Consider the following 17,109-nt stretch of genomic DNA (forward strand, 5'->3'; position numbering starts at 1 on the left):
CGTTGTCCACAGGGCGACAGGACGTCTTCCCCTCGCACATACGATGGACAACGGTCCAGTGTCGTATCGAGGAGGCAGACGTGGCCGAGGAGCTCACCCCGGCGGATTCCGACGAGGCCGCTGCGGCAGCGGGCGCGGAAGAAGAAGAGCAGCCGATCAAGCAGCGCAAGAACGGCCTGTACCCGGGCGTGTCCGACGAGCTCGCGGAGAACATGACGAGCGGCTGGGCGGACACCGAGCTGCGCGATCTCGAGCCCATCGCACAGGCGGCGCACACCGCCGACCGCCGTGCGGCGCTCTCGGCGCGCTTTCCCGGTGAGCGGCTGGTGATCCCCTCCGGGAATCTGAAGACCCGCTCCAACGACACCGAGTACGCGTTCCGCGCGTCCACCGAGTACGCCTACCTCACCGGTGACCAGAGCGAGGACGGCGTCCTCGTCCTGGAGCCGCAGGGCGGCGGCCACCGTGCCACGGTCTATCTGCTGCCCCGTTCCGACCGGGAGAACGGCGAGTTCTGGCTGTCCGGCCAGGGTGAGCTGTGGGTCGGCCGCAGGCACTCGCTCGCGGAGGCCGAGCAGCTGCTGGGCATCCCCGCCAAGGACGTGCGCGAACTGCCGGAGAAGCTGCGCGAGGCGACCGGTCCGGTCCGCGTCGTCCGCGGGCACGACGCGGCCATCGAGGCCGCGCTGACCGACAAGGTCACCGCCGAGCGTGACGAGGAGCTGCGGGTCAACCTCTCCGAGGCGCGCGCCGTCAAGGACGCGTTCGAGATCGGCGAGCTGCAGAAGGCGTGCGACTCCACCGCCCGCGGTTTCGAGGACGTGGTCAAGGTCCTCGACAAGGCCGAGGCCACGAGCGAGCGCTACATCGAGGGCACGTTCTTCCTGCGCGCCCGCGTCGAGGGCAACGACGTCGGCTACGGCTCGATCTGCGCCGCCGGACCGCACGCGACCACCCTGCACTGGGTGCGCAACGACGGCCCGGTCCGCTCCGGCGATCTGCTCCTGCTGGACGCCGGCGTGGAGACCCACACCCTCTACACCGCGGACGTCACCCGCACGCTGCCGATCAACGGCCGCTACAGCGAGTTGCAGCGCACCATCTACGACGCGGTGTACGACGCCCAGGAGGCCGGTATCACGGCCGTCAAGCCGGGTGCCAAGTACCGCGACTTCCACGACGCCGCGCAGCGCGTGCTCACCGAGCGGCTCGTCGAATGGGGTCTGGTCGAGGGCCCGGTGGAGCGGGTGCTGGAGCTGGGCCTTCAGCGCCGCTGGACGCTCCACGGCACCGGCCACATGCTCGGCATGGACGTCCACGACTGCGCCGCCGCGCGCACCGAGGCGTACGTCGACGGGACGCTGGAGCCGGGCATGTGCCTGACGGTGGAGCCCGGGCTCTACTTCCAGGCGGACGACCTGACCGTGCCGGAGGAGTACCGCGGCATCGGTGTCCGGATCGAGGACGACATCCTGGTCACCGAGGACGGCAACAGGAATCTGTCGGCGGCGCTCCCGCGCCGGGCCGACGAGGTCGAGGCCTGGATGGCGGCGCTCAAGCAGGGCTGAGACGAGACGCACCGAGTCGGGCCGGGCACATCGGGCCGACTCGGGACCGGGAGGGCGTGGCTGCCCCGGGTCTTGGTGGAGGGATCCTCGGACGAGGACGTCTCACGAGACCTTGAGCAGCGCGTCCTCCCGCCATTTGAGGACCTTGTCGAAACTGACCACCGCTCCCCGCCCCGGCCGGTTGCCGAAGTGGACGTGGTCGGCGAGCTGCTCGATGAGACAGAGCCCCCGGCCGCTCTCGGCGGAGGCCGGAGCCTGCGGCAGGGCGTGGGCGCAGCCCGCGGCGTAGACAGGGAATCCGGGGCCGGAGTCGGAGACTTCGATACGGCACGTCTCGCCGTCCAGATAGGCGGTGACGCAGTAGTCGGCCGAGGCATCGCCGTGCCCCTTGTCGCCGCCGTGCTCGACCGCGTTCGCACAGGCCTCACTGAGCGCGACCGAGAGGTCGAACGAGATGTCGGGGTCGACGCCCGCGGTCTCCATCGTGCCGAGCAGCAGGCGCCGGGCGAGCGGAATGCTCGCGGCTTCGCGCCGCAAGTGGAGTGACCACCAGATGCTCATGCTCCAGCCTCCTGGCTGCGGCTCGACATACCGTTACGTATTGCCCCAAGACACGCTCGGTAAGCACATGGTTGACGTGAGTGCGCTCATTCGGCCGACGCGCGCCACCAGGGCGGCGGTGTATACCGCCAAAGCGGATCTTCCGGACCTGCCGTACGGGGCCCGTTGACGCAGTGCGATGATGACCCGGCCATGTCGTCCCCACCCGTTGCGCGTACCGGAGCCGGTCTGCGGCTGCTGAGGGCCGCGGTGTTCACCGCGGTCTGTGTCGTGCTGTCCGGGACGGGGCATGCGATCGCCGCCTGCGAGGGCGTCGCGGCGTGGTCGCTCGCAGTGGGCTTCCTGGGCATGTTCGCGCTGGTCCTGCCCTTTGCGGGCCGTGTTCGCGCACTGCCGTCGATCGCCGTCGCCCTGAGCGTCGGACAGCTCGCCCTGCACGCCCTGTTCGGTCTGGGGCAGCATCAGCTGCGGCTCGCGCCGGCGGCGGACGACGCACTGATCCGTACGGCGGCGAAGCTGGTCTGCGGGGCGGGCGCCTCGTCCCTGACTCCCGCGGACGCGCACCGGATCGTCACCGCGGCGGGAGTCACTCCGCCGGGGCACGGCACGCACACCTCTGTGACGCACTCCACCGTGCCGCAGGCGGAGCTGTGGCCTTCGCTTCCGATGCTGCTGGGGCACCTGCTGGCGGCTCTCGTGACCGGCTGGCTGCTGCGCCGCGGAGACCTGGCGCTGGCCCGGTTGATCCGGCTGTCGGCCGACTCCGCCCAGGAGGTGGCCGAGGCCGCCTGGCTGCGCCCGCTGCGCGCCGCGCTCGCTCTCGTACGGACGCTGCGCGGCGGGCTCGTACGAACCCCTCTGCCCGGTGCGCGCGCCGTAGCGGCGTCGGCCGGTCCTCCCCCGACGGCAGCGGGAGAGGCACTCCAGCACACGGTGATCAGGCGCGGGCCGCCCGCCCGCCTCGAACTCGCAGCCTGACGCGGCCCACTCGACGGGAGTGGTGCCGTGGTGCCCGCGCATCCTCCCGCGCCCGGCACACATCACCTCTCCTCACCAGTGGAGTGTTCCCAAGCCATGAACCTTTCCCGTATCGCCGTCGTGTCCGGTGTCGCCGCGTCCTCCGTGCTGCTGCTGTCCGGCACCGCCTTCGCGCACGTCAGCGTCCAGCCGCAGGGCGAAGCCGCCAAGGGCGGCTACGCCACGGTCAACTTCAAGGTCCCCAACGAGCGTGACGACGCCTCGACCGTGAAGCTCGAGGTCAACCTCCCGGCCGATCACCCGATGGCGTCCGTGATGCCGCAGCCCGTTCCCGGCTGGAAGGCCGTCGTCACCAAGACCAAGCTGGCCAAGCCTCTCGAGGTGCACGGGAAGCAGATCACCGAGGCCCCGTCCAAGATCACGTGGACCGCGGCCGGCGGCAAGATCGCTCCGGGTGAGTTCCAGCAGTTCCCGGTCTCCCTCGGCCGGCTGCCCGAGGACACCGACCAGCTGGTGTTCAAGGCCCTCCAGACGTACGACAACAAGGAGGTCGTGCGCTGGATCGAGGAGGCGAAGGAGGGCGCGGCCGAGCCCGAGTCCCCCGCGCCGGTCCTGAAGCTGTCGGCCGCCGCCGAAGACGGCCACGGCGCCGCGGGTGCCTCCGCCTCGAAGGCCGGCGCCAAGGACACCGCGGCCGACGACTCCAAGGCCGAGACGGCCTCCGCCGACGACACGGACACCTTCGCCCGCGTCCTCGGGATCGTCGGCATCCTGATCGGCGCGGCAGGTGTCGCCTTCGGTGTCCTGGCCGGCCGCCGCCGCACCGCCTGACACCCCACATCACTTCCGGGAACTTTCTCTCATGCGCAAGAAGACCGCTCTGGCGGCCGCACTCGTTGCGGCCGCCGGGCTCACCCTGTCCGCCTGCTCCGACGGCGGAGAATCCGCCAAGAGCCCTGTCGCCGATGTCTCCGCCCAGCAGGGCGCCGAGGCGGCGACCGTGCTCGACCAGCCGTTCGCCAAGCCGAACCTGGTCCTCACGGACACCACCGGCAAGAAGTACGACCTGCGCGAGCGCACCAAGGGCAAGCCGACGCTGATCTATTTCGGCTACACGCACTGCCCCGACGTCTGCCCGCTGACGATGAGCAACATCGCCATCGCCAAGAAGAAGCTGCCCAAGGCCGACCAGGACAAGCTCCAGGTCGTCTTCGTCACGACCGATCCGGAGCGGGACACCCCCGCCGAGCTGGCCAAGTGGCTGCCCAGCGCGGGTGACGCGTCCTTCACCGGGCTGACCGGCGAGTTCGCGGCCATCCAGGCCGGTGCCCGCCGGATCGGCATCGGCATCGACCCGCCGAAGAAGGAGAAGGACGGCACGGTCGTGTCGATGCACGGCGCCCAGGTCGTCGCCTTCTCCCCGAAGACGGACGCGGGCTATGTGCTCTACGGCGAGGACACGACGGCGGACGACTACGCCAGGGACCTGCCGAAGCTGATCCGCGGGGAGAAGCCGTGAGCCGCGGCAGGACACTCGCCTGCGTCATAGCCCTGTCCGCGGGGCTGGCGCTGGCGGGCTGCTCCTCGGACGGCACGCCGGAGTTGAAGGTCAGCGGCGGGTTCATGCCGCAGCCGGTGACCGACATGGCCGCCGGTTTCCTGACCGTGCACAACGACGGAGGCCAGGGCGACAAGCTCACCTCCGTCACCAGCGCCATCTCCGACGACGTCACGATCCACGAGACGAAGGACCAGCGGATGCGGAAGGTGGAGGCCTTCGACATCCCGGCCGACGGCGAACTCGACCTCGAACGCGGTGGCAACCACATCATGTTCATGGCGCTCAAGAAGCAGCCCAAGCAGGGCGAGAAGGTCGCCGTGGAACTGCACTTCGAGAAGTCCGACCCGATCACGGTTGAACTCCCCGTCAAGGCTCCCACGTACAACCCGACGGAACACTGAGCACCGAGGGGACTGAACCACGCCATGACAACCACCGCCCCGCGCCTCGGCCCATCCCCGGTCCGACTGCTGCTGGCCGCGACCGTGTTCCTGGGCACGCTCCTCGGAGCGCTGCTCACCGCGGCGAGCCCGGCCGCCGCCCATGCCGCTCTGACCGGGAGCAATCCGAAGGACGGGGCGGTGGTCGCGACCGCCCCCACGGAGGTCACGCTCACCTTCTCCGAGCAGATCGCGATGGGCAACGACTCGATCCGGGTCCTCGAACCGAGCGGCAAGCGCGCGGACAAGGCCAAGATCCGTGACATGTCCACCGGCGGCAAGGTCGGTTACGGCGTCGATCTGCTGCCGGGCCTGCCCGACGGCACGTACACCGTGGCCTGGCAGGCCGTCTCCGCCGACAGCCACCCCGTCTCCGGCGCCTTCACCTTCTCGATCGGGGCGCCCTCCCAGACCGAGGTCGCCCTCCCCGACGACGAAGCCGGCGGCGGCCTGGTCGGCCTGCTCTACGACATCGCGCGCTACGCCGCGTACGCGGGATTCGTCCTGCTCGCGGGCGGCGCCGCGTTCGTCCTGCTGTGCTGGCAGCGCGCCGCGTCCGTCCGCCCGGTCCAACGGCTCGTCGCGTACGGGTGGGTGACGCTGACCGCGTCCACCCTCGCAATGCTGCTGCTGCGCACCCCGTACACCGGCTCCGGAAAACTCGCCGACGCCTTCGACCTGAGCGGGCTGCGGGACGTCCTGGAGACCAAGACCGGGGCGGCGCTCGTCTCCCGGCTGCTGCTGCTCGGCGCGGCCGCCCTGTTCATCGCCGTGCTGTTCGGCGCGTACGCGAGGCGGGAGGACGCGGCCGAGAAGAAGGACCTCACCTTCGGGCTGGCCATGGGCGGCACCGTCGTCGCGGCCGGTGTCGCGGCCACCTGGGCGCTGTCGGAGCACGCGTCGACCGGTATCCAGCCCACGGTCGCCATGCCGGTGGACGTCCTGCATCTGCTGGCCGTCGCCGGCTGGCTCGGCGGTCTCGCCACCTTGCTGACCGCGCTGTACCGGGCACCGTCCATCGAACCGTCGGCCGTGCACCGCTTCTCCTGCGTCGCCTTCATCTGCGTCGTGACGCTGACGGTGACCGGGCTGTACCAGTCCTGGCGGCAGGTCGGCTCGTGGTCGGCGCTGACCGGGACGTCGTACGGACAACTGCTGCTGGCCAAGGTGGCGCTGGTCGTCGTCATGGTCGGTGTCGCCTGGGTGTCGCGGCGCTGGACCGCACAGCTCGCCGAGGCGAAGCAGGCCGAGCAGTCGGTGCGGACCGAAGAGGCGGAGACGGAACAGGCCGAGGCGGAGCCCGCTGCTGTGACCGTTCCCGACGACTCCGCCACGACCGCGGGCGGACAGGGCGAAGGGGCGGACCCCGAACGGGCCGCCCAGCTCGCCCGCCAGCAGGCCGCCGTGGCCACCGCGGCCAAGAAGAAGGCCAGGGACGCGGACCCCGTGCGGTCCGGGCTGCGCCGTTCCGTATTGGCCGAGGCGGCCGTCGCCGTCGCCCTGCTCGCCGTGACCACCGTGCTGACGTCCACCGAACCGGGCCGTACGGAGGAGGAGGCGGCCAGGATCACCGGCAGCTCCGCCCAGGGTGCCGACGCACCGGCGCCCGGTCCCGCCGAGATCACCCTGCCCTTCGACACCGGCGGCCAGAACGGCAAGGGCACGGTCCGGCTCACGCTCGGTCCGGCGAGCCCGGGCGCGAACGAGATGCATCTCTACCTCACCGACCCGGCCGGCAAGCCGATGGAGGTGCCCGAGGTGAAGGTGTCGTTCACGCTGGTCGCCAAGCAGATCGGCCCGCTGCCCATCCGGCCCGACCGGCTCCCTGCGGGACACTGGAGCGCGGCCGCGGTCCAGATCCCGATGCCCGGTGAGTGGCAGGTCCAGGTGACCGTGCGGACCTCCGACATCGACCAGGCCACCATCGACAAGAACGTGAAGATCGGCTGATCCACCCGTGAGCGACAACAACATCTCAAGGCGGCGGCTGCTGGGCAGCGTGGGTGCCGCCGGCGCCAGCGGACTGGCGCTCGGCGCCGCGGGCGGCGTCGTCTCCGGCGCCACCGCGTCCGACGACACCCTGGCGGCGCTGACCGCGGTCGGCTCCACCGGTGTCCCCTTCCACGGCGAGCACCAGTCCGGCATCACCACCCCCCTCCAGGCGCGCGGCCATCTGATCGCCTTCGATCTGGCGCCGGGGGCGGGCCGGAGCGAGGCGGTCGCGCTGATGCGCCGCTGGTCGGCGCTGGCCGCCGAGCTGATGGCGGGCCGCCCGGCCGCCGAGGGGGACACGGGGGTCGCCCTGGACGCGGGTCCTTCGTCGCTGACGCTGACGTTCGGCTTCGGCCGCACCTTCTTCGACCGGACGGGCCTGATGGCGCAGCGTCCGCCGGAGCTGGACCCGTTGCCGGACTTCTCGTCCGACCAGCTCGATGCCAAGCGCTCGAACGGCGATCTGTGGGTGCAGATCGGCGCCGACGACTCCCTGGTCGCCTTTCACGCACTGCGCGCGGTACAGAAGGCGGCGGGCGCGGCGGCCCGGGTGCGCTGGCAGATGAACGGCTTCAACCGTTCGCCCGGTGCCACCGACAGGCCGATGACCGCCCGCAATCTGATGGGGCAGGTCGACGGCACCCGCAACCCGAAGCCGTCCGAACCCGACTTCGACCGCCGTATCTTCGTCCCCGCGAAGACCGCGCACCCGTGGATGGCCGGCGGCTCGTACGCGGTCGTGCGCCGGATCCGGATGCTGCTCGACGACTGGGAGCAGCTGACGCTGAAGAAGCAGGAGCAGGTCATCGGCCGGCGCAAGTCCGACGGCGCCCCCCTGACCGGCGGCTCCGAGACCACCGAGATCGCGCTGGACAAGACGGGCCCGGACGGCAGGCTCGTCGTCCCCGACAACGCGCACGCCCGTATCGCCGCACCCGAGCAGAACGGCGGGGCGGCGATGCTGCGGCGCCCGTTCTCCTTCCACGACGGGATCGCCGCGGACGGGACGCCGGACGCGGGGCTGCTCTTCATCTGCTGGCAGGCCGATCCGCTGCGCGGCTTCGTGCCGGTGCAGCGCAAGCTGGACCGGGGAGACGCCCTGTCTCCCTTCGTCCGGCACGAGGCGAGCGGGCTCTTCGCGGTGCCCGGAGGCCCGCGGGAGGGCGAGTACGTGGGGCAGCGGCTCCTGGAGTCGTGACCCGCGCGCGCCCATTAGGGTGACCGTATGTCAGCCACGCGCTACACCTATCTGGGTCCCGAGGGCACGTTCACCGAGGCCGCCCTCCGTACGCTCCCGGAAGCGGCCACCCGCGAGCTCGTTCCGATGGTGTCCGTGCCGGCGGCTCTGGACGCCGTGCGGAACGGGGACGCCGCGGCGGCCCTCGTCCCGATCGAGAACTCCGTGGAGGGCGGTGTCACCGCCACCCTCGACGAGCTGGCGTCCGGCGAGCCGCTGATGATCTACCGCGAGGTGCTGCTGCCGATCGCCTTCGCGCTGCTGGTACGGCCGGGCACCAAGCTGTCCTCGGTGAAGACGGTGACCGGGCACCCGGTCGCCCAGCCCCAGGTGCGCAACTGGCTGCGGAACCATCTGCCGGACGCCCTGTGGGAGTCGGCGGCATCCAACGCGGACGGTGCGCGGCTGGTGCAGGAGGGCCGGTACGACGCGGCCTTCGCGGGGGAGTTCGCGGCGGCGACCTACGGGCTCGAGCCGCTGGTGACCGAGATCCACGATGCGGAGAACGCGGAGACCCGTTTCGTCCTGGTGGGCCGGCCCGCGAGGCCCGCGGCACCGACCGGCGCGGACAAGACGTCGGTCGTCATCTGGCTGGGCGACGACCACCCCGGTGCCCTGCTCGAACTGCTGCAGGAATTCGCCGTGCGCGGGGTCAATCTGATGCTCATCCAGTCACGGCCGACGGGCGCGGGCATCGGGAACTACTGCTTCGCCGTGGACGCCGAGGGCCATATCTCCGACCGGCGGGTGGGCGAGGCGCTGATGGGCCTCAAGCGGATCTGCCCGAAGGTGCGCTTTCTCGGTTCGTATCCCCGTGCGGGCGTCGCACCACAGGACGTACGGGCACTGCGGCGGGGCACCTCGGACGAGGAATTCACGTCGGCCTCGGACTGGCTGGCGCGCTGCCAGGACGGCCGGGCCTGACACAAAGCCGCTCCGCCCTGCCGCGCGGCCTCACCGGAAACTGTCCTACCTGCTGACTTTTCGTTGTCCACAGAAGTTATCCACAGGCCTGGGTCTCGACCTGGGGACAAGTCGACAACACCATCCGACATGGTCGACAAATCGGCCCAGTCACCCCACTTCCATCCACAGGGCAGCAGGTCGCCCATGTCATCCGCTCGTCACCTCCCTTTCATTGATCAACTCTTTGGAGCGAGCAATTCCCACCCGAATGAGTGTGTGGGGTGGGTTTGGGAGGGGAATCCCTCGGCTCGTATGAAGCCCCAGGAATGATCACTTCCGCCGTCCACAGTTCTCCCACACAGCCTGTGGATAACTTTCTGAGGCACCGCACCCCTGTGGACAACAGCAGGTCAAGTTCCGCGCCCCGCAAGGGAAGTGGGTCAATTCCCCTCTTCACGGAATGCCCCGTTTCGGCGAATAGCGGCTTGTCCATTGACGATTGGCCCCGGCATTGACGGTGGACCCGGCGATTTACCCGGCAGCTTTCTCAATTCCGGCAATCCGGACAAAGTGACACGCGCGGTATATCGATGGCGTTGCGGTGAGTGGGCACCGGTAGCCTGGTGGGGTGATTGACCTTCGCCTGCTCCGTGAGGACCCCGACCGTGTTCGCGCCTCCCAGCGCGCCCGTGGAGAGGACGTCGCCGCCGTCGACGCCCTGCTCTCCGCCGACGAGCGACGCAGGTCCTCCGGCGTCCGCTTCGACGAGCTGCGCTCCGAGCAGAAGGCGCTCGGCAAGCTGATCCCGAAGGCTTCTCCCGAGGAGCGCGCCGAGCTGCTCCAGCGGGCCGAGCAGCTGAAGACCGAGGTCAAGGCGGCGGATGCCGCGCAGGACGAAGCCGACGAGGAGACCAAGCGGCTCCTGCTCCAGCTCGGGAATCTCGTCCACCCCGACGTTCCGGTCGGCGGCGAGGAGGACTTCGTCGTCCTGGAGACGCACGGCACCATTCGCGACTTCGGCGCCGAGGGCTTCGAGCCCAAGGACCATCTGGAGCTCGGCGAGGCGCTGGGCGCCATCGATGTCGAGCGCGGCGCCAAGGTCTCGGGTTCGCGCTTCTACTACCTGACCGGAATCGGCGCGCTGCTGGAGCTCGCCCTGGTCAACGCGGCGATCGCGCAGGCGGGCGAGGCCGGCTTCGTGCCGATGCTGACCCCCGCGCTGGTCCGCCCACGCGCCATGGAGGGCACCGGCTTCCTCGGCCAGGCCGCGGAGAACGTGTACCACCTGGACAAGGACGACCTGTACCTGGTCGGCACCTCCGAAGTGCCCCTCGCGGCGTACCACATGGACGAGATCATCGAGGCCGACAAACTGCCGCTGCGGTACGCGGGCTTCTCGCCCTGCTTCCGCCGTGAGGCCGGGACGTACGGTAAGGACACCCGCGGCATCTTCCGGGTGCACCAGTTCGACAAGGTCGAGATGTTCTCCTACGTCGCTCCCGAGGACGCGGAGGCCGAGCACCAGCGTCTCCTGGACTGGGAGAAGCAGTGGCTGACCGGTCTGGAGCTGCCGTTCCAGGTCATCGACGTCGCCACCGGCGATCTCGGCGCCTCGGCCTCGCGCAAGTTCGACTGCGAGGCGTGGATCCCGACCCAGGGCAAGTACCGCGAGCTGACGTCCGCGTCGAACTGCGACGGCTTCCAGGCCCGCCGTCTGTCGGTCCGTATGCGGGACGGCAAGAAGGTGCAGCCGCTGGCGACGCTGAACGGCACGCTGTGCGCCGTGCCGCGCACCATCGTGGCGATCCTGGAGAACCACCAGCTCGTCGACGGTTCGGTGCGCGTACCGCCGGTGCTGCGCCCCTACCTCGGCGACCGGGAGATTCTGGAGCCGATCACCAAGTGAGCTCGGCCCCGCCGCTCCCGTACCGGCTGATCGCCACGGACCTCGACGGCACGCTTCTGCGCGAGGACGACACCGTCTCGCAGCGCACCCGCGACGCGCTCGCCGCGGCCACCGCGGCGGGTGCCGCGCACATCGTCGTCACCGGACGCGCCGTGCCCTGGACCCGGCACATCCTGGACGACCTCGGCTACGAAGGCCTCGCGGTCTGCGGGCAGGGCGCGCAGGTCTACCACGCCGGTGAGCACCGGCTGCTGACCTCCGTGACGCTCGACCGGCAACTGGCGGGTCTGGCTCTGGCCAAGCTGGAGGCCGAGGTCGGCCCGCTGGCCCTGGCCGCGAGCCGGGACGGTCTCGACGGCGAGGTGCTGGTCGGCCCCGGCTACCGCGTCCAGGAAGGCCCGCTGCCCGTGCTGGCCTACGAGGACCCTGCCGAGCTGTGGTCCGCCCCGCTGAACAAGGTCTACATCCAGCACCCCGGACTCGACGACGACGCCCTGACCAGTGTGGCCAGGGCGACGGTCGGCGGACTGGTGGACGTGGTGATGGCGGGCCAGGGCGTGGTCGAACTGCTGCCGCTGGGGCTGAGCAAGGCGACGGGTCTGTCGCTGGCCGCCCGTCGGCTGGGACTGAAGGCCGCGGACACGATCGCCTTCGGCGACATGCCGAACGACATCCCGATGTTCGCGTGGGCGGCGCACGGCGTGGCGATGGCGAACGCGCACGAGGAACTGAAGTCGGTGGCGGACGAGGTCACCTCGTCGAACGACGCGGACGGCATCGCCGTGGTCCTGGAGCGCTGGCTCGGCTGACGCGTTCGGCCGGTGCGGGGCGTGCGGCGTGGAGGCCGAGGTCCGCGTCGGCCGGGGTGCGGCGTACGGCTTTCGGCGAAGGCCGCCGGAAACGACCTGCGTAACGGGGCCTGCGTACGGCGGAGGATGCGCGGATCGAACGCGCGCGGGGCTCCCGCCCCGACGACGGCTTAGCAAGCCGCTGCCTTACCACTCGGCCAATCCTCCGGGACGGGGCGGCCCGCGCAGATGCGCGCTCGAAGCGGCCGCCCCCGGACAGCTGCTCGCGGGCGGCGTGGAGTCTCGGTGGCTACTCCAGTGCCTGCCCGGCGCTGCCCTGACGGGAGCTCGACGGACTCGTACTCTCGGTCATCGTCGCGCTCCTCTCCCGGTAGGTGGTACCGATCGCACTGGTGTGCCCCGGCCCGACCACTGTGCCGGGCCGGGGCGGTCCCGCGCCACCGAATTACCGGCGGCGCGGGCACTGCGTCCCCGCGGTCATTGCCGCGGTTCGGTCAGCGGCGCCTGCGACGGCGCAGATCCCTCAACTGACGGGCGAAGTCGTCCATCCTGGCGTCCATGCGCAGCATGTCGTCGGACAGTTCGCACAGTCGGTTGCTCATCGCCCCGACCACGCGGTTGGTGGCATCCAGCCGCTGGTCCAGGGAGTCGAGCCGCTGCGACATCCGGTTGAGCACCGGGCCGAGTTCGCACAGCGCCGTGCCGACGCCGGCGAGGCACTGTTCGACCGCGGTGACACGCCGGTCGAGTGAGGCGTGGGCCTCTCGCCAGCCCTCCTCGGCATCGAGGAGATAGGTGCGGACGCGGCGGGCGATGTCACTGTCGCGCAGGAGCATCGCGATGTTGAGCACCGTCCGGCGGGTGTAGAGAGTGAGGCTGGAACGGCGCTGTGGATAACTTCCCGCCCCGCTCGCGGATGAGAGTGACAACTTGTCACTCTGATATTCCCGCAGGTCAGAGCCGCGCAGCACGCGCATCCCGTTCTCGGTGAGCTCCTCACGATGCCGCGAGGTCACCTGCCTGACGACCTCTGTGGATACTTCGAAGTACCGCGCAACGCCCTCTGTGGATACGTGCACGTTGTCAGGGAGCAGAGCGAGCGCCTTGACCTTGTCGAGTGCTTCGACACACCCCTGGACGCTGTCGCGCATCGCGCGCGATTCGAGCAGGGCACCTTCTGGTGGCATGAGCATGCCTTCTGTTCGGGGAGCTGACAGTGGACAGCCCTCTCCCCGGGCACAGGGGTGGAGGTCGGCTCACGGTGCAACTCACTCAATGACCGTTCCGGGCGCAGTCCCTGCCCTCACGGCAATCCCCGACTTCACGAACTCTCGACGCCACTCACTCCAGTTGCCTCCACGCACCGAGGACAACGAGCCGATAAACGTACAGTTACGCGAAATGCGTCGGCCCCCGCCTGTCCTGGCGGGGGCCGACGCACCTGGCGATGTCTCCGGTGTGGTCTCCGGGGTCGCTGTCTCTCACTCCTCGCCGGCGAGCTTCAGCACCCGCAGCTTCTGGCCCGCGTACCACGTGGCCGCGACCGTGACACCGGCGAGCAGCACCGCTGCCAGCGGAAGCCCGACGTCCGAGCCGATCAGGCCCTCGCCGCCGATCTTCTCGGCGAGCGCGAGCGCCCACTGCTGGACGCTCAGGGTGCGGGCGCCGGGCACCAGGCTGCCGAACAGCGTCTCCCAGACCAGTGCGTAGACGAGGCCGATGACGACCGCGTGCCGGCTGACCGTGCCCAGCAGCAGGAACAGTGCGCTGTAGGCGATCGAGGCGACGAGTGCCGCGACCGTGTAGGCGATCGCGACCTGCTGACCGTTGCCGTTGAGGATGAACCCCGCGATGAGGGTGGGGATGGCCGAGAAGGCCATCGTCACGGCGATCGCCACGATCAGCTTGGTGAAGATGATCGTCGGCCGCTTCACCGGCTTGGCCAGCAGATAGACGATCGAGCCGTCGTCGATCTCGGGACCGATCGCTCCCGTGCCTGCGATGACACCGATGAGCGGCACCATCGTGGCGATGGCGAAGCCGCCGAGGACGTCGGCGGCGACCTGGTCGTCGACGCCGTTGAAGCTCCGTACCGCCACCGCGATGACGAGCAGCAGGGCGGGCAGGACGAACAGGATGGCTGCCCGGCGCCTGCCGAGCACGGCCCGATAGGTGAGCCGGGCGACTGTGGGGTTGTACATGACGTCACAGCTCCTTTCAGGCCGCTACGAGGTAGGAGAAGACCGACTCGAGGGACTCGTCCGAGGGCGAGACCGTGAGGAGCCGGATGGAGTGCTCGCGGGCGACCCGCGGCAGCAGTTCGGTGAACCTGCCGAAGTCGACGGCCTGGATGCGCAGCGCGCCCTCGGCGAGGTCGACCTCGATGCCGGCCGTCGACGGGTCGGCGATCAGGGCCGCGGCGAGCGCGCGGTCGTCGCTGGACCGTACGAGATAGCGGTGCGGCCGGTCCGTCATCAGCCGGCGGATCTTCCGGAAGTCACCGGACGCGGCATGCCGTCCGGCGACGATCACCTCGATGTGGGAGGCGAGTTGCTCGACCTCCTCCAGGATGTGCGAGGAGAACAGCACGGTGCGCCCCGCGGCGCCCATGCGCCGCAGCAGATCCATCAGCTGCATGCGCTGGCGCGGGTCCATGCCGTTGAAGGGCTCGTCGAGCAGCAGCACCGACGGGTCGTGGACCAGCGCGGACGCCATCTTCACGCGCTGCCGCATGCCCTTGCTGTACGTCGAGATCTTGCGGTCCTGCGCATACTCCATCTCGACCGTCGCGAGCGCCTTCTGGGCCTCCTTGGCACCCAGACCGTGCAACTCGGCGTTGGCGACGACGAATTCGCGGCCGGTCAGGAAGTCGTACATCGCTTCCCGCTCCGGTACGACGCCGATCTGGCGGTAGACGGACTCGTTGCGCCAGATGGCATGGCCGTCGAGCGTGACGCTTCCCGTGGAGGGGGCGAGGAAACCACCCATCATGTTGATGAGGGTGGACTTTCCGGCACCGTTCGGGCCGAGCAGACCGGTGACGCCGGGGCCGACGGTCATGGTCACGTCGTTGACGGCCACGACATTGCCGAACCACCGCGAGGTGTGCTCGATGTTCAGAGTGCTCATGGGCGCAGCCCATTCCTTAGGAGGGTGGTGGTGGGCGACGGGCGGGCGGTCACAGCCCGACCTTTCGGTAGCGGCGCATCAGGACGGCGTACGAGCCGGCGACGAGCGCGAGGACAACCAGCAGATAGACCACGCCGGCACCGGCGCCCGGTCCCGCTTCGCCCGGGAAGGCGGAGGTGGCTCCGAGGAAGGCGGTCTGCACGCCGTCGATGAGGGTGACCGGCGAGAAGAGGCCGAGCCACTTGATCGCTCCGGCCGATCCGGTCTCCCAGGCGATGGCCTGGACGGTGGAGACGGCGCCGTAGGTGATCGTGAACGTCGCGATGACGGCGGCGACACCGAAGCCGCGGCGCGGTGTGAGCGCGGCCATCACCAGGCCGAGTCCGCCGAAGAGCACCGAGAGGAGCGCCACCGAGACCATGCCCTGTGCGAAGCCCTTCGTCTGGTCCATGAAGTCCATCTTGGCCAGCAGCGAGCCGACGTAGAGGATCACCAGCGGCGCCGCGGTGAGGACGAACAGCGCGGACGCCATCGCCCCGTACTTCGCGAGGACGTAGTCGATCCGCTCGATCGGGCGCGAGAAGTACAGCGGCACCGTCTTGAAGCGCAGGTCGCGGGAGACGGACTGCGGTGCCTGCGCGGCCAGATAGAGCCCGATGACCGCCTGGGTGACGATCGCGTAGCGCGTGTAGTCGAGGGGGAGGTCGTTCATCTTGGTGGTGACGGCGACCGCCACGATGATCGCGGCGGGCACGCACATCACCGCGAAGAGGATCATCGGCAGCACCTTGGACTTCGCCGAACGGCCGAGGCCGTAGGCGCCGCGCAGCGACTGCGAGTAGAGCGAGCGGCGTGCGTAGGCACGGCCGAGGCGCTGGCCCTCGTAGTTCCGGTAGCCGATGTTGTGGATACGGGTGGTCTCGGGGACCGTTCCGGACAGCTCCGTGCTCATCGGGCCTGCACCTCCATCGCCTGTGCCGCTGCCTCCGGGCGGAAGACCTCCGCGATGTGGTGGCGTCGCTGTTCCATCCGTACGAGGCCGAGACCGAGGCCGGCGACGGTGTCGCGCACGACGTCGTACGTCTCTTCGCCCGTGGCCTCGATCAGCAGGATGTGGCCGGCTCCCGGCAGTCCCTCCTCCACGCCCGCGTGGAGCGTGATCCCGGCGGCCGCCAGTGCCTCACGGAGCGTCGCGGTCCCGTCGGGGTGCTTGTCCGTGTCGGTGACCTCGACCGCGAGGGTCGTGGTGGTCTGGGTGAAGTCGCTGGTGGAGCTGGACCGCAGGAGTGCGCCGCCGTCGATGACGACGACGTGGTCACAGGTGCGCTCGAGTTCACCGAGGAGGTGCGAGGTGACCAGGACCGAGATCCCGAAGTCGGTGTAGACGCGCCGGATGAGGCCGAGCATCTCGTCGCGGCCCACCGGATCGAGGCCGTTGGTCGGCTCGTCCAGGAGGACGAGCTTGGGGTCGTGGACCAGGGCCTGCGCGAGTTTCACCCGCTGTTTCATGCCGGTCGAGTAGCCGCCGATGGGGCGGTACCGCTCCTCGTAGAGGCCGACATGCCGCAGGGTGTCCGCGGTGCGCTCGCGGGCGGCCGTCGCCGGCAGCCCGGACATGCGCGCCATGTGGACGACGAACTCGGTGGCCGAGACGTCGGGCGGCAGGCAGTCGTGCTCGGGCATGTAACCCACCTGCTCACGGATGGCGCCGCCGCTGGTGGCGACGTCGAGGCCGAGCACCGCGGCCCGGCCTTCCGTGGCGGGGGACAGACCCAGCAGGATCTTGATCAACGTGGACTTGCCGGCTCCGTTGGCGCCCACCAGGCCGGTCACACCGGGTCCGATGTCCAAGGAGAGCCGGTCAAGAGCGGTCACCCGGGGGAACCGCTTGCTCAGGCTTTCGGTCGCGATCACAGTCACAGTTCGAAGGTAGTGGTGCACGACACAGGGAGCGTCAGCCCTGACGGCTGTATCCGTGTCCGACTCCAGAGGTACGGACCCGTAGGGGCATGCGACCTCAGT

Annotated in this window: 16 protein-coding genes and 1 tRNA gene; 10 read left to right on the plus strand and 7 right to left on the minus strand. The window is 69.9% G+C overall.

Annotation, left to right across the window (positions count from 1 at the left end; genetic code table 11):
* Window positions 1–80 precede the first annotated feature (80 nt).
* Window positions 81–1,568: an aminopeptidase P family protein gene (locus OHA05_RS17735; protein WP_328861123.1), complete on the plus strand. Its 1,488-nt coding sequence runs from the start codon at window positions 81–83 to the stop codon at window positions 1,566–1,568.
* A 102-nt stretch (window positions 1,569–1,670) separates the two neighbouring features.
* Here OHA05_RS17735 and OHA05_RS17740 read toward each other — a convergent pair whose 3' ends face one another.
* On the minus strand, window positions 1,671–2,129 hold the full coding sequence (locus OHA05_RS17740; RefSeq protein WP_313945384.1) for an ATP-binding protein: 459 nt from the start codon (window positions 2,127–2,129) through the stop codon (window positions 1,671–1,673).
* A gap of 192 nt (window positions 2,130–2,321) precedes the next feature.
* Between OHA05_RS17740 and OHA05_RS17745 the strand changes: the two genes are divergently transcribed.
* The 9 genes from OHA05_RS17745 to OHA05_RS17785 all read left to right on the plus strand — a co-directional run bounded on the left by OHA05_RS17745 (window position 2,322) and on the right by OHA05_RS17785 (window position 11,958).
* Window positions 2,322–3,107, plus strand: coding sequence for a hypothetical protein (locus OHA05_RS17745; protein ID WP_328861124.1), 786 nt, complete (start codon window positions 2,322–2,324; stop codon window positions 3,105–3,107).
* Between the two features lie 96 nt (window positions 3,108–3,203).
* The gene (locus OHA05_RS17750) at window positions 3,204–3,938 is read left to right on the plus strand and encodes a YcnI family copper-binding membrane protein (RefSeq protein WP_328861125.1); all 735 of its coding nucleotides are present in this window, start codon (window positions 3,204–3,206) and stop codon (window positions 3,936–3,938) included.
* A gap of 31 nt (window positions 3,939–3,969) precedes the next feature.
* Window positions 3,970–4,626 (plus strand): SCO family protein, encoded by a 657-nt coding sequence (locus OHA05_RS17755; protein ID WP_313945381.1) that lies wholly within the window; start codon window positions 3,970–3,972, stop codon window positions 4,624–4,626.
* Window positions 4,623–5,069, plus strand: a complete 447-nt coding sequence (locus OHA05_RS17760; protein ID WP_313945380.1) for a copper chaperone PCu(A)C — start codon at window positions 4,623–4,625, stop codon at window positions 5,067–5,069. Before OHA05_RS17755 ends, OHA05_RS17760 begins: the two co-directional genes overlap by 4 nt.
* Window positions 5,070–5,093: 24 nt before the next feature.
* Complete coding sequence (locus tag OHA05_RS17765; protein ID WP_328861126.1) at window positions 5,094–7,058, plus strand: copper resistance CopC/CopD family protein; 1,965 nt, start codon at window positions 5,094–5,096, stop codon at window positions 7,056–7,058.
* Window positions 7,059–7,065: 7 nt separating this feature from the next.
* Window positions 7,066–8,298, plus strand: coding sequence for an iron uptake transporter deferrochelatase/peroxidase subunit (gene efeB / locus OHA05_RS17770; protein WP_328861127.1), 1,233 nt, complete (start codon window positions 7,066–7,068; stop codon window positions 8,296–8,298).
* A 27-nt stretch (window positions 8,299–8,325) separates the two neighbouring features.
* Window positions 8,326–9,261, plus strand: coding sequence for a prephenate dehydratase (pheA, locus tag OHA05_RS17775; RefSeq protein WP_313945377.1), 936 nt, complete (start codon window positions 8,326–8,328; stop codon window positions 9,259–9,261).
* 610 nt (window positions 9,262–9,871) lie between these two features.
* The gene (gene serS, locus OHA05_RS17780) at window positions 9,872–11,149 is read left to right on the plus strand and encodes a serine--tRNA ligase (protein WP_328861128.1); all 1,278 of its coding nucleotides are present in this window, start codon (window positions 9,872–9,874) and stop codon (window positions 11,147–11,149) included.
* The gene (locus OHA05_RS17785) at window positions 11,146–11,958 is read left to right on the plus strand and encodes an HAD family hydrolase (RefSeq protein ID WP_328861129.1); all 813 of its coding nucleotides are present in this window, start codon (window positions 11,146–11,148) and stop codon (window positions 11,956–11,958) included. The genes serS and OHA05_RS17785 overlap by 4 nt, the downstream gene beginning before the upstream one ends.
* 120 nt (window positions 11,959–12,078) lie before the next feature.
* Here the strand turns inward: OHA05_RS17785 and OHA05_RS17790 are convergent.
* The 6 genes from OHA05_RS17790 to OHA05_RS17815 all read right to left on the minus strand — a co-directional run bounded on the left by OHA05_RS17790 (window position 12,079) and on the right by OHA05_RS17815 (window position 17,001).
* Window positions 12,079–12,165 (minus strand) — tRNA-Ser (locus OHA05_RS17790).
* A gap of 287 nt (window positions 12,166–12,452) precedes the next feature.
* Window positions 12,453–13,145: a hypothetical protein gene (locus OHA05_RS17795; RefSeq protein ID WP_328861130.1), complete on the minus strand. Its 693-nt coding sequence runs from the start codon at window positions 13,143–13,145 to the stop codon at window positions 12,453–12,455.
* Window positions 13,146–13,439: 294 nt separating this feature from the next.
* Window positions 13,440–14,159, minus strand: a complete 720-nt coding sequence (locus OHA05_RS17800; protein WP_313945373.1) for an ABC transporter permease — start codon at window positions 14,157–14,159, stop codon at window positions 13,440–13,442.
* Between the two features lie 16 nt (window positions 14,160–14,175).
* The gene (locus OHA05_RS17805) at window positions 14,176–15,087 is read right to left on the minus strand and encodes an ABC transporter ATP-binding protein (protein WP_328861131.1); all 912 of its coding nucleotides are present in this window, start codon (window positions 15,085–15,087) and stop codon (window positions 14,176–14,178) included.
* A gap of 49 nt (window positions 15,088–15,136) precedes the next feature.
* Complete coding sequence (locus tag OHA05_RS17810; RefSeq protein WP_328861132.1) at window positions 15,137–16,039, minus strand: ABC transporter permease; 903 nt, start codon at window positions 16,037–16,039, stop codon at window positions 15,137–15,139.
* Window positions 16,036–17,001 carry an ABC transporter ATP-binding protein gene (locus OHA05_RS17815; RefSeq protein WP_313948946.1) on the minus strand — a complete coding sequence of 322 codons (966 nt, stop codon included), beginning with the start codon at window positions 16,999–17,001 and terminating at the stop codon, window positions 16,036–16,038. The genes OHA05_RS17810 and OHA05_RS17815 overlap by 4 nt, the downstream gene beginning before the upstream one ends.
* Window positions 17,002–17,109: the final 108 nt, after the last annotated feature.

The organism is Streptomyces sp. NBC_00306, assembly GCF_036169555.1.
GTDB classification, from domain to species: Bacteria; Actinomycetota; Actinomycetes; order Streptomycetales; family Streptomycetaceae; genus Streptomyces; species Streptomyces achmelvichensis.